This is a genomic window from Streptomyces sp. NPDC023723, from assembly GCF_040639815.1.
Lineage (GTDB): Bacteria > Actinomycetota > Actinomycetes > Streptomycetales > Streptomycetaceae > Streptomyces.
The window spans coordinates 1-11,844 of the sequence record NZ_JBFAAP010000099.1 but is presented as its reverse complement, the minus strand read 5'-3'; the positions used below and the strand labels follow the sequence as shown (position 1 = coordinate 11,844).

13 protein-coding genes and 1 pseudogene are annotated in these 11,844 nt (G+C 74.5%); 4 read left to right on the top strand and 10 right to left on the bottom strand.

The genetic code is table 11. From position 1 onward, the window contains the following. Both AB0G32_RS39675 and AB0G32_RS39670 read right to left on the bottom strand, forming a co-directional pair. The coding region (locus AB0G32_RS39675; protein ID WP_361175692.1) for a flavin reductase family protein at positions 1 to 467 on the bottom strand (467 nt) is incomplete at its 3' end. Between the two features lie 19 nt (positions 468 to 486). Beyond that, entirely contained in the window at positions 487 to 1,332 is an 846-nt protein-coding gene (locus AB0G32_RS39670; protein WP_361175689.1) for a hypothetical protein, read from the bottom strand. Positions 1,333 to 1,462: 130 nt separating this feature from the next. On the opposite strand from AB0G32_RS39670, the gene AB0G32_RS39665 reads away from it, so the two are divergent. Both AB0G32_RS39665 and AB0G32_RS39660 read left to right on the top strand, forming a co-directional pair. Next, entirely contained in the window at positions 1,463 to 2,182 is a 720-nt protein-coding gene (locus AB0G32_RS39665; protein WP_361175686.1) for a TetR family transcriptional regulator, read from the top strand. A 150-nt stretch (positions 2,183 to 2,332) separates the two neighbouring features. Then, complete coding sequence (locus AB0G32_RS39660) at positions 2,333 to 2,749, top strand: zinc ribbon domain-containing protein (protein WP_361175683.1); 417 nt, start codon at positions 2,333 to 2,335, stop codon at positions 2,747 to 2,749. 7 nt (positions 2,750 to 2,756) lie between these two features. Here AB0G32_RS39660 and AB0G32_RS39655 read toward each other — a convergent pair whose 3' ends face one another. Next, positions 2,757 to 3,161 carry a PPOX class F420-dependent oxidoreductase gene (locus AB0G32_RS39655; RefSeq protein WP_361175680.1) on the bottom strand — a complete coding sequence of 135 codons (405 nt, stop codon included), beginning with the start codon at positions 3,159 to 3,161 and terminating at the stop codon, positions 2,757 to 2,759. 64 nt (positions 3,162 to 3,225) lie between these two features. Next, positions 3,226 to 3,510: pseudogene (locus AB0G32_RS39650) on the bottom strand (pyridoxal phosphate-dependent aminotransferase); the annotation flags it as partial. A gap of 252 nt (positions 3,511 to 3,762) precedes the next feature. Between AB0G32_RS39650 and AB0G32_RS39645 the strand changes: the two are divergent. Then, positions 3,763 to 5,070, top strand: coding sequence for a S1 family peptidase (locus tag AB0G32_RS39645; RefSeq protein WP_361175677.1), 1,308 nt, complete (start codon positions 3,763 to 3,765; stop codon positions 5,068 to 5,070). A 9-nt stretch (positions 5,071 to 5,079) separates the two neighbouring features. Here AB0G32_RS39645 and AB0G32_RS39640 read toward each other — a convergent pair whose 3' ends face one another. The 6 genes from AB0G32_RS39640 to AB0G32_RS39615 form a co-directional block, all read right to left on the bottom strand. Next, a complete protein-coding gene (locus AB0G32_RS39640) occupies positions 5,080 to 5,907 on the bottom strand; it encodes a DMT family transporter (RefSeq protein WP_361175675.1) in 828 nt (275 codons plus the stop codon). Positions 5,908 to 5,971: 64 nt separating this feature from the next. Next, entirely contained in the window at positions 5,972 to 6,157 is a 186-nt protein-coding gene (locus tag AB0G32_RS39635) for a hypothetical protein (RefSeq protein WP_361175672.1), read from the bottom strand. A gap of 124 nt (positions 6,158 to 6,281) precedes the next feature. Next, positions 6,282 to 7,085 (bottom strand): SDR family NAD(P)-dependent oxidoreductase, encoded by an 804-nt coding sequence (locus AB0G32_RS39630; RefSeq protein WP_361175668.1) that lies wholly within the window; start codon positions 7,083 to 7,085, stop codon positions 6,282 to 6,284. A 33-nt stretch (positions 7,086 to 7,118) separates the two neighbouring features. Next, entirely contained in the window at positions 7,119 to 8,033 is a 915-nt protein-coding gene (locus tag AB0G32_RS39625) for an SDR family oxidoreductase (protein WP_361175664.1), read from the bottom strand. 107 nt (positions 8,034 to 8,140) lie between these two features. Then, positions 8,141 to 8,770, bottom strand: a complete 630-nt coding sequence (locus AB0G32_RS39620; protein WP_361175661.1) for an MBL fold metallo-hydrolase — start codon at positions 8,768 to 8,770, stop codon at positions 8,141 to 8,143. Beyond that, positions 8,770 to 9,858 (bottom strand): S-(hydroxymethyl)mycothiol dehydrogenase, encoded by a 1,089-nt coding sequence (locus AB0G32_RS39615; RefSeq protein ID WP_361175658.1) that lies wholly within the window; start codon positions 9,856 to 9,858, stop codon positions 8,770 to 8,772. The genes AB0G32_RS39620 and AB0G32_RS39615 overlap by 1 nt, the downstream gene beginning before the upstream one ends. Positions 9,859 to 9,975: 117 nt before the next feature. Between AB0G32_RS39615 and AB0G32_RS39610 the strand changes: the two genes are divergently transcribed. Beyond that, positions 9,976 to 11,730, top strand: a complete 1,755-nt coding sequence (locus AB0G32_RS39610) for an ABC transporter ATP-binding protein (protein ID WP_361175655.1) — start codon at positions 9,976 to 9,978, stop codon at positions 11,728 to 11,730. Positions 11,731 to 11,844 lie beyond the last annotated feature (114 nt).

Below are 11,844 nucleotides of genomic sequence, written 5' to 3'. Positions count from 1 at the left end.
TCCCGCGCCCCCAGCAGCGGCCGCCGCGTCGCCGCCGCCCGGCCGCCGCACTCGACCGGGTCGAGGACGAAGGCGACGTGGTCGCCCCCGTCGGCCCGGCGCACGATCCGCCCGACGAACCACGCCTCGGCGTCCGTCAGGACCACGGCGCCGCCGGGCCCCTCGTGCCATCTGACGTCACGGAACTTGTCCGTGCGGTGACCGGTCCGGCCGCCGAACAGCTCCGCCAGGTCGCGCTGCGGGCGGGCGAGCAGATGGACGGTGAGGAACTCCGCCGCGCGGGCCACCTCGTAGGTCCGGTTGACCTCGGACAGCCAGACCGCGAACCAGAGGGGCCGCAGCGAGCACTGGGAGGCGAAGCCGACCAGGCAGCCGGCCCGCTCCCCGCCCGCCGCGGCCGTCACCACGCACAGGTCCGGGTCGAGCCGGCCGAGGAACGCGTCCATGTCCACCGTGTGCTCCGCCATGTACGTCCGACTACCGCGTTCAGGCCGCCAGAAACCGGTGCAGCGACTGCGTGAACGCCGCGACGAAGGCGTCCTGCCGGGCGTCGTCGAGCGCGTCCAGGGACAGATACGGGTTGAGGTCCTCCAGCTCCACCAGCAGCAGTTCGCCACCGGGTGCCCGGCAGGCGTCGACGCGCTGGACGCCGTGCCGGACGGTGTTCCAGTCGATGAAGCGCCGGGCGAACGCCAGGTCGGCCGAGGTGGGCCGGTAGGGCGCCAGTTCCCAGCGCCGGTCGGGGCGCGGGGCGTACAGGGCGTACTGGAAGTCCTGGTCGACGAAGTAGAAGGAGACCTCGTAGGTGAAGTCGATGTGCGGCTGGACGAGGAGTTCCCCCGCCGCGGCGGCCTCGGTCCTCAGCGCGGCGAGCACCTGGTCCGCCGGGACGGTCCGCAGGCCCACCGAGTCGGCGCCGCGGACGGGCTTGAGGACGTAGCGGTCGGCCGCGGGCAGCCGGTGCGGGCCGTCCGTCGCGTCCGCGGTCGGGATGACCGGGTAGCCGGCCTCGGTCAGCTCCGTCAGGTACCGCTTGCCGGCCATGTCGGCCCGGCCGGTGAGCTCGTTGTAGACGCGGGTCCCGCGCTCGGCCGCCCGCGCGCGGAAGGCGGCGTACGCCTGCGGGTACGTCAGCACCGGGCCGCTGTTGCGGACCACGACGGCGTCGAAGGCGTCCATCAGCGACGCGGCGTCCCGCGGGTGGCAGAGCGCCAGGTCGAACTCCGTGCGCAGCCGGGCCGTGAGGAAGATGTCCTCGTCGCAGTACCGCCGCCCGCCGGCCCGGTAGGCCAGGTCGGTGACGTACAGGAGGCGGGGGCGGGCGGCCGGCATGCGCGACTCCGGGACTCTTCGGGGACGACTGGGTCCGATCGTAAGTGACCACCCGCCCTGAGAGCACTCAGTTCCTCCATTGGCTGCACCGAGTGCCATCGCGGCCGGTCAGGTGCTACGTTCGGCGTCCATGAACCCCAGCAGTGCGCCGCCGCGCCGCGACGGACGGCCGCCGATGCGCGAGGCCCTGGTCGCGGCGGCCTTCCGGCTGTTCGTCGAGCGGGGCTACGAACAGACCACCGTCGACGACATCGTGGCGCTGGCCGGGGTGGGACGGCGGTCGTTCTTCCGCTACTTCCCGTCCAAGGAGGACGTGGTCTTCCCGGACCACGAGCGGTGCCTGGCCGACATGACCGCCTTCCTGGACGCCTCCCCCGCCGACGCCGAACCGGTGCGCCGGGTCTGCGACGCGGCCCGGCTGGTGCTGCGGATGTACGCCGAGAACCCGTCCTTCTCGGTGCAGCGCTACCGGCTGACCAAGCGGGTCTCCGGGCTGCGCGCCTACGAGCTGTCGGTGGTGTGGCGCTACGAGCGGGCCCTCGCCGCCTATCTGCGCGGCCGGTTCGCCGGCCGCCCGGACGGGACGCTGCGGGCCGATGTGATCGCCGCGGCGGTGGTCGCGGCACACAACAACGCGCTGCGCGGCTGGCTGCGTTCGGACGGCGTGGACGACGCGGGCGCGGCGGTGGACCACGCGCTGGGGTACGTGCAGACGGCCTTCGGCACCGGCCCGTCGTCCTCGCCGCCCGCCGCGGCGGGCGGCGAGGACGTGGTGGTGGTCGTCGCCCGGCGGGACGCACCGCTGTGGCGGGTGGTGCGGGAACTGGAGTCCCGGCTCGGCCGGAACTGACCGTACGACAGCTAGTGGTACCGAGTGCCTTTACGACTGACACTGAGTGCCATACTCTGCTGTCGTGCACGGTGGCACCAGGGACCGCGCACACGCGTGCCCGGGGACGGCGCACGCGGCTTTCCGGCCGAGCGCAGGGGGTTGACCAGCATGTACCACCACCACTCAGGAAGCGCCGCCCAGCAGACCGCCGGCCCCGCGGCAGGGGTGCTCGAAGCCGCCGCCCCGGCCACCGACGCCCTCGTCTTCCAGCGCTGCACCTGGTGCGGAACCGCCATGTACCACCGGGTGCTGTGCCCGGTGTGCCGGGGCAGCGAGCTGCGCACGGAGCGCAGCGCGGGTACCGGGACGGTGCGGCACTCCACCGTGGTGCACCGCAACACCCCGGCGACCCGCAATGTGTCGCTGATAGAGATGACGGAGGGTTTCGTGCTGCGCGGCCGGGTCATGGGCCCGCCGCTGGGCATCCACAGCGGGGACCGGGTGCGGCTGTCCACGGCCAAGGACCCGGTGCGCGGCGAGCCGGTCTTCCAGCTCGTCGACGAGCCCTACCGGGCCTGGACCTGAGTGACCGTCAGGTGCCGGTGCCGGCCCGGGGCGTGAGGGTGACCCGGATGCCCACGGTGCCGCTCGGGCCGCGGCGCAGCCGACTGCCGAGCAGGACGAGCCGGCCGCTGATCCCGTACTTGCGCGCGATGAGCTTGCGGTAGCGGGCGGTGGTCGCCGCGTCGCAGATCTCCGCGGTCCCGGGGGTCAGGTCGCCGGTCGGGTTGCCGCGCACGTCGCAGGGGCCGACCAGGACCTCGGCGCGGCTCCGGACCCGCTTCACCTTCCAGGAGTCGGCGACCGTCCAGACACCGAGCGCGTCCCCGTCGCGCACCACCCACACCGGGGTGGCGACCGGGGTGCCGTTCTTCCGGTAGCTGGTGAACAGCAGATAGCGGCCCGCGCCGAGCCGGGCCAGTGACGCCTCGTCCATGGTCGGGCAGTCTAGGCGCCGGCGCCGGCGCCCACGAGGGGGCCGCCCCGTTCGGCCGGCGCGTTCAGGACAGGGCGGCCGCCATCCGGTGCACGGCCTCGGTGAGCACCTCCGGGGACGTCGCCAGGTTGAGCCGTACGTGCCCGGCGCCGCCGGTGCCGAACCGGAGCCCGGAGTTGACGGCCACCCGGCCGCGCCGCAGGAACACCCCGGCCGGGTCGTCGCCGAGGCCGAGCGCGCGGCAGTCCAGCCAGGCGGGGAAGGTGGCCTCCCCCGAGTGGTGCACGACACCGGGCAGCCGCTCGGCCGGCAGCGTGGTCAGCGGCCGCCGGTCGGCGTCGAGTCCGGTGCGCTGGGGGTGCCCCCTCAGGGGGAGCGTCCAGGCGGTGAGGTTGTGCGGGCCGCACAGCAGGTCCCGGCATGACGTCGGGGACGACGGCGGTCCGCCGCACGTCGGGCCCGTCCCGCCCCCACCGCCGGCCGGCGAACCCGGCCAGGGCTCGGCGTACCGGTCATGGCCCAGAAGACACGGGCTGAACGCCGCCGGTCCCACGGACGTATGGAGGGGCGACCGCGCCGCTCCGGCCTCGGGAGAGCACGTATGAGCCATGCACGACGACGCATCGTCCGGCGCGCGGTACGGCTGGCGGCCGTCGGCGGACTGCTGCTCGGGGGCACGATGGTGACCACGGCGGTCGCGGCCGAGCCCGCCGCCCCGCGGGCCGAGGGCGCGGCCGAACTCGTGGCCCGGCTCGGGGTGTCGCATACCGCGGGACACTGGATCGGGGCGGACGGGCGGCCGGTGGTCGCGGTCACCGATGCCGCGACGGCCGCCGAGGTCCGCCGCGCGGGCGCCACCGCGAAACGCGTGCCGCACAGCATGCGGGAGCTGAAGTCGGCGACCGCGAGCCTGCGTTCGCTGCCCCGGGTGGCCGGGACCGCGTGGACCGTGGACTACCGGTCGAACGAGGTGGTGGTACGGGGTGACAGCACCGTCTCGCCGGACGACTGGTCGCAGGTGACGGACGCGGCGCGGGAACTCGGCGGCTTCGTCCGCACGGAGCGCACCGAGGGCGCCTTCACCCCGCGGGTCAACGGGGCGCAGCCCATCCTGTCCACGGCGGGGCGCTGCTCGGCCGGGTTCAACGTGACCGACGGCAGTGCCGACTTCATCCTGACGGCCGGGCACTGCGGGCCGACCGGATCGGTGTGGTTCGCCGACGGCCGCGAGGTCGGGCCGACGGTCGCCGGGAGCTTCCCCGGTGACGACTTCTCGCTGGTGGAGTACGCGAACGGCGACGCGGGCGACGGCGGTGACGTGGTGGCGGTGGGCGACGGCAAGGGGGTGCGGATCACCGGTGTCGGGGAGGCGGCGGTGGGTCAGCGGGTGTTCCGCAGCGGCAGTACCAGCGGGCTGCGGGACGGCCGGGTGACGGCGGTGGACGCGACGGTGAACTATCCGGAGGGAACGGTCACCGGCCTCATCGAGACCGATGTGTGCGCGGAGGCCGGGGACAGCGGAGGCCCGCTGTTCTCGGAAGGGGTGGCGCTCGGCATCACGTCGGGCGGCAACGGTGACTGCGCCAAGGGCGGTACGACGTTCTTCCAGCCGGTGCCGGAGGCGCTGGAGTCGCTCGGTGTGCGGCTGCTGGGCGATGCCCCGGCCGCTGCCGGGACGGCCGCGTCCGCCGCGCCGTCGGCGCCGGGGGCGGCCGCGCCGGGCGGGACGGCGGCGGTGCCCGGTGCCGACGCCTCGACGCTGCTGGCCCGCCTCACCGACCGCGAGACCGTCGGTCCGGGCCTGCTGGTGGCCGCCGGCAGTCTGCTGATGTGGGTCGCCGCCCGCTGGATCCGCACCGAGCACGACCGCAAGGCGTACCGGCGTCGCTATTCGGCGACCTGGGGCTGAGCCCGGTCGTCACCCCAGGGTGAGCAGCACGGTGGCCGCCGCCGCGCCGATCAGGCCGGCCGTCTGCCGCCGGGTGAGCCGCTCGTGCAGCAGAGCGAGGCCGAGCAGGACCGGCAGTGCGGGGTAGAGCGAGGCGAGGACGACGGCGACCGCCAGCAACTGCCGCTGGGCGGCGAGGAGGTAGAGGATCAGGCCGAGGGCGGCGCCCGCGCCGATCAGCAGCGCCTCGGCGCTCCGGCGCGGCGGCGTCCGCAGCCGTTCCGGATGCCGGGCGACGGCCGGCAGGAGCAGGAGCACGGCGGCGACGCGGCCGGCGGCCACCGGCCACAGTCCGCTGCCGGGACCGGCCTGCCCGAGGGCGAGGTACTGCACGGCGACACCGGCGCTGGCGAGGAGCCCGTCGGTCACGGCGGGGCCGCGGCCGCTGCCGTCGCCGCCGGAGACCAGCCACAGGGCGGGCACCGTGACGACGATGCCCGCCCAGGCGACGGAACCCGGCCGGTCGCCGAGGACGAGGACCCCGCACAGCACGGACAGCGCGACACCGGTGACGGCGCTCACCGGCACGACCACACTCATCGTGCCGCGGCTCAGCCCCCGGTTGAGGAAGAGCATGGCGGTACCGCTGCCGAGACCGGACAGCGCGCCCCACAGCAGGTCGGCGCGGGCCGGCGCGGGCGCGCTGACCAGGAGCGCGGCCAGGCAGGCGAGCAGCAGCCCGCCGACCTGGCCGAGGAAGGAGACGGTGACGTGATGGACCCGGCGGGAGAGCAGGCCGCCCGCGAAGTCGACGAGGCCGTAGCAGACGGCCGAGGCCAGTGCGAGAAGCGCTCCCATCCGGTGGGGGTGCCCCGGACGGAAGTCGTGATGCGTTGCCGAGAGGCGGCCGGGAGAGTGGCGGTCAGGCCGCCTTCACCGGATGCGGGACCGCGGCGGCCCACTCCAGGACGAGCCGCTGGTACTCCTCGCGCTGCTCGCCGCTCAGTGTCCCGCCCGACCGGCGCCACAGGGCCCGGATCTCCTCGTTGACCTCGGCAGCCGATCGCTCGGAGGAAGGATCAACAGTGGTGGACATGGTGTGAAGCATACGGCCCGGCACGTGAAGGCACCGTGAGTAATCGCGAGCTAAACGGACATACCGGACCGTGTCTCTGGTCACGTCATATGCCGCTCGCTGTGCGGGAGTTCACATCCGGGTCCGGCCCGGCAGGTCAGCGCGGTGCGTCCCCGGCCGCCCGCACCGCCTGCCGGAAGCCGGCGTGCACCGCGGTGAGGCCACCGTCGACGACGAGCGTGGCGCCGGTCACCCAGGCCGCGTCCCGGGAGGCGAGGAAGGCGACGGCGGCCGCGATGTCCGCCGGCTCGCCGACCCGGCCCAGCGGGTACAGCCGCCGCACCGCCGCCAGTTCGGCGTCCCGCCCCTCCCAGGCCGTGGTCCGCACGGTCCCCGGCACCACGAGGTTGACCCGCACGCCGCGGGGCCCGGCGTGTCCGGCGAGGGTGCGGGTCAGCGAGGCGAGACCGGCCTTGGCGGCGCTGTAGGCGTGGTTGCCGAAGTCCTGTACGCCGTTGACCGAGCCGACGCTCACGATCGCACCGTGCCCGGAGGCCGCCAGGTGCGGCAGGGCGGCCCGGCAGCAGCGGTAGGCGCCGGTCAGGGTGGCGTCGAGGTCCCGCGCCCAGCTGTCGTCGGGCTCGTCCTCGAAGCGCGGGGCATCGGGCGAGCAGGCGTAGGCGTTGTTGACCAGTACGTCCAGGGTGCCGAAGGTTTCGACGGCGTACGCGACGGCCGCCTCGACGGCCGCCCGGTCCGTGACGTCGCACGCCCGGGCCCGGACCGTCAGCCCTCTCGCGCGCAGCGCCCCGGCGGTGCGGGCCGCGGCGTCCGGGTCCGCGTCGGTGAGCAGGACCCGGGCCCCTTCCTCGGCGAGCCGGGCGGCGGTGGCGGCGCCGATGCCGCGGGCCGCGCCGGTGATCAGAGCCGCGTGTCCCGTGAACCGTGTGGTGTCCGTCACGGGTCCTCACCGTAGCGGCGGGTGGACCGTCCGTCAGCGGTACCCCGTGACGTCCGCCGGCCGGTCGCGGTCCTGGACCTCGGCGAGGTAGCGCCAGGCGTCGGGGCGGCTGCCGTCCAGGTCGGTGAAGCCGTACTCCCGGGCCAGGCCGCCGCTGGAGCGGGAGCGGCCGTTGTGGCGGGCCACGTCCGGGTCCGCGGCGAGCGCGGCGACGGCTCGGCCGACGTAGCGGGGTGTCTCCGAGATGGCGAAGTGGGGGGTGGCCGGCAGGGCGTCGCGCCAGTTCTCCTCCCGTACGCCGAAGTGGTCGAGCATGATCTCCGAGCGGAGCCAGCCGGGGGTGAGGGCCAGCGCGGTGGCGCCCCGGGGGCCGAGTTCGTGGCCCAGGGCGAAGGCCATCCGCAGTACGGCCGTCTTGGCGAGGTCGTAGAAGAAGGAGACCCGGTAGTGGTCCCGGTTGTAGTCGGCGGTGCCGTCGGTGACCTCGACGACCAGGCCGCCGGGGCGGCGCAGCAGCAGCGGCAGGGCGTGGTGGCTGGTCACGGCGTGGGTCTCGACGGCGAGGCGGAGCAGCCGCAGGCCGCGGTCCAGGTCGTGTTCCCAGACCGGCACGTCCCATTCGAACAGGTTTTCGCCACCCCAGATGTCGTTGACCAGGACGTCCAGGCGGCCCCGCTCCGTGCCGATCCGGTCGACGAGGGCCGCGACCTGGTCCGCTTCCAGGTGGTCGACCGGGACCGCGATGCCCCGGCCGCCGGCCGCGGTGACCAGGTCGGCGGTGTCCTCGATGGTCTCGGGGCGGTCGTACTCGGAGCGCCGGGCGCGGGTGCTGCGTCCGGTGACGTAGACGGTGGCGCCGGCCGCGCCGAGTTCGACGGCGATGCCGCGTCCGGCGCCCCGGGTCGCCCCGGCGACGAGGGCGACCCGGCCCGCGAGTGGTGCTGCCATGTCCGGTGTTTCCGTTCTGCTCGGGGGGTCCTCGTGCGTTCCCGCCGAGGTTTCCCGAGGATTCCCCGGAAGCCGGACATCTTCTGTCGCCTTTTCGGGCGCGTTCCTCAGTGCCCGCGCTTGATCCACTCGTCCAGCCCCGGCGCCTCCGCGCCGATGCTGGTGGAGGCGCCGTGGCCGGTGAGGACCTTCGTCCCGGGCGGCAGCGTCAGCAGCCGGTCGCGGATCGAGTCGATGATCGTCGGAAAGTGCGAGAAGGACCGGCCGGTGGCGCCGGGACCGCCCTGGAAGAGGGTGTCCCCGGTGAAGACGGCACCGAGCCCGGGGTCGTACAGGCACACCGCGCCGGGCGCGTGCCCCGGTGTGTGCAGCACGGTCAGATCGGCGCCGGCCGCCTCGATCACCTGGCCGTCGGCCAGCCGGCCGTCGGGCTCCCGGCCGGGGTGGGTCTGCCGCCACAGCGGGAGGTCGTCGGGGTGCAGCCAGATCACCGCGCCGGTGCGCTCGGCGAGGGCCGGCGCGGCGTTGATGTGGTCGTTGTGGGCGTGGGTGCAGACGATGCCGGTGAGCCGGCGGTCCCCGACGGCCGCCAGGATCGCGTCGGCGTCGTGCGCGGCGTCGATGACGACCACCTCGTGGTCGTCGCCGACCAGCCACACGTTGTTGTCGACGTCCCAGCTGCCGCCGTCCAGGCTGAACTGCCCGGAGGTGGTGACGAGTTCGATGCGGGCGGCCATCAGAGGAGCACCACCGAACGCAGCACGTCGCCGCCGTGCATCCGCTCGAACGCCTGCTCCACCTCGTCGAGCCGGATCGTCTCGGTGACGAACTTGGCCAGGTCGAGCCGGCCCTGGAGGTGCAGGTCGATCAGCATCGGGAAGTCCCGGGAGGGCAGGCAGTCGCCGTACCAGGACGACTTCAGGGCGCCGCCGCGGCCGAAGACGTCCAGCAGCGGCAGCTCCAGCTTCATCTCGGGCGTCGGGACGCCGACCAGGACGACCGTGCCGGCCAGGTCGCGGGCGTAGAACGCCTGCCGGTACGTTTCCGGGCGGCCGACCGCCTCGATGACGACATCGGCGCCGAAGCCGCCGGTCAGCTCGCGGATCGCCGCGACCGGGTCGGTGCCGCGGGAGTTGACGGTGTGGGTGGCGCCCATCGAACGGGCGGTCTCCAGCTTGCGGTCGTCGATGTCCACGGCGATCACCTTCGCGGCGCCCGCCAGGAACGAGCCGGCGATCGCCGCGTCCCCGACCCCGCCGCAGCCGATGACGGCGACGGTGTCGCCGCGGCCCACGTTGCCGGTGTTGAGCGCGGCGCCGATGCCGGCCATCACACCGCAGCCGAGCAGCCCGGCCACCTCCGGCGCGACGGCCGGGTCGACCTTGGTGCACTGTCCGGCGGCGACCAGCGTCTTCTCAGCGAAGGCGCCGATGCCGAGCGCCGGGGAGAGCTCCTGCCCGGTCGAGGCCAGGGTCATCTTCTGCTCGGCGTTGTGGGTGTCGAAGCAGTACCAGGGCCGGCCGCGCAGGCAGGCCCGGCACTTGCCGCACACCGCACGCCAGTTGAGGATCACGAAGTCGCCGGGGGCGACGTCGGTGACGCCCGCGCCGACCGACTCGACCACGCCCGCGGCCTCGTGGCCGAGCAGGAACGGGTAGTCGTCGCTGATGCCGCCCTGCTTGTAGTGCAGGTCGGTGTGGCACACGCCGCAGGCCTGGATCCGGACCACGGCCTCGCCGGGTCCGGGATCGGGCACGACGATCGTCTCGATCCGCACGGGCTCGTCCTTGCCCGGTGCGATCACGCCGCGTACTTCCTGCGCCATGGGGCTGACTCCTTGTTTTCGGCCACGGTGGTATCTCTGCCGACCCTAGCCGCAAGCCATCGGCACGGCGCCGCCGACGTAATCTGAGTCGTCCCGCCGACCTCCCGAAGGAGCACCGTGAGCGTCATCGCAGAGGAGACCGGCCCACCTCCCTGGCGGCTGCTTCTGAGCTACATACGGCCGCACCGGTGGACCCTGCTCGGCGGCGCCGTGCTGACGCTGCTCACCGGGGTCACCGGACTGCTGCTGCCGCTGGTCGCCCGCGCACTGATCGACGACCTGTCGCACGACCGGGCCATCGCCGGCGCGCTGCTCGCCATGTCGGCGCTGGTGATCGTCAACGCGGTGGTGGGCGCGCTGGGTTCGTACGTGCTGCGGCGCACCGCCGAGTCGGTGGTGCTCGGCGCGCGGCGCGCCCTGTCCTCGTATCTGCTGCGGCTGCGGATCACCGCCGTGGACCGCACCGAGCCGGGCGATCTGATGGCCCGGATCACCTCGGACACCACCCTGCTGCGCACGGTCACCTCCGAGTCCCTGGTCGGCCTGGCCACCGGCGGGCTCACCCTGCTCGCCACGGTCGCGATGATGGGGCTGGTCGACGCCGTCCTGCTCGGCGTCACCCTGGCGGTGATCGTCGGCGCGGGTGTGGTGATCGGGCTGATCGCGCCGCGGATCAACCGGGCCAGCAAACAGGCCCAGCAGGCCGTGGGTCTGATGGGCGCCGCGCTGGAACGGGTGCTCGGCGCGCTGCGCACGGTCAAGGCGTCGGGCGCCGAGCACCGCGAGGAACGCGCCCTGCACGCGGCGGCCGAGGAGTCCTGGCGGCAGAGCGTGCGGGCCGCCAAGTGGTCGGCGGCGGCGGGCAACACGGCGGGGCTCGCCCTCCAGATCGCCTTCATCACCGTCCTCGCGGTGGGCGGCGCGCGGGTCGCCACCGGTGCGATCGACATCGGCACCCTCGTCGCGTTCCTGCTGTACGTGTTCTTCCTGATCTCCCCGCTCCAGCAGGTCATCGGCGCGGTCACCCAGTACCAGACGGGCGCGGCGGCCCTGCTGCGCATCCAGGAGGCGCTGAGCCTGCCCGCCGAGCCGCCGCCGCGCGCCGCCCCGCTGCCCTCCCCGGGCACCGAACCGGCCACCGTCGCCTTCCACGACGTCCGCTTCCGCTACGCCGACGACCTGCCGTACGTGCACCACGGCGTGACGTTCACCGTGCCCGCCCGCGGCATGACGGCCTTCGTCGGCCCGTCCGGCGCCGGCAAGACCACCGTGTTCTCCCTCGTCGAGCGGTTCTACGACCCCGAGTCCGGCACCATCGCGGTGGACGGCCGGGAGCTGGCCGACTGGGACCTGCCGGCGCTGCGGGCGGCGATCGGGTACGTCGAGCAGGACGCGCCGGTGCTGTCCGGCTCGCTGCGGGACAACCTGCTGCTCGGTAACCCGGAGGTGGACGACGACGCGGTCGCCCGGGTGGTGAAGACGACCCGTCTGGACGGGCTGGTCGCCCGGCTGCCCGACGGGCTCGGCACCCTGGTCGGGCATCGCGGCACCAAGCTGTCCGGCGGTGAGCGGCAGCGGGTCGCCATCGCCCGGGCGCTGCTGCGCCGCCCCCGGCTGCTGCTGCTCGACGAGGCGACCTCGCAACTGGACGCGGTGAACGAGGCGGCGCTGCGGGACACGGTGGCGGACGTGGCCCGGACCACCACGGTGCTGGTGGTCGCCCACCGGCTGTCCACGGTGACGATGGCCGACCGGATCGTGGTGATGGACGCGGGCCGGGTCCGCGCGGTCGGCACCCACCGGGAGCTGGTGGCGTCCGACCCGCTGTACGCGGAGCTGGCGGCGACCCAGTTCCTGGCCGCGGGCGGCTGACCCGGGGCCGGACGCGGGGGGGGGGGGGGCCGGCCGACGGGGGGGCGCGCCCCCCCGCGCGGCGGCGCGGGGCGCCCCCCGCGCGCGCCCCCCCCCCGCCCGGCGCGGCCCCGC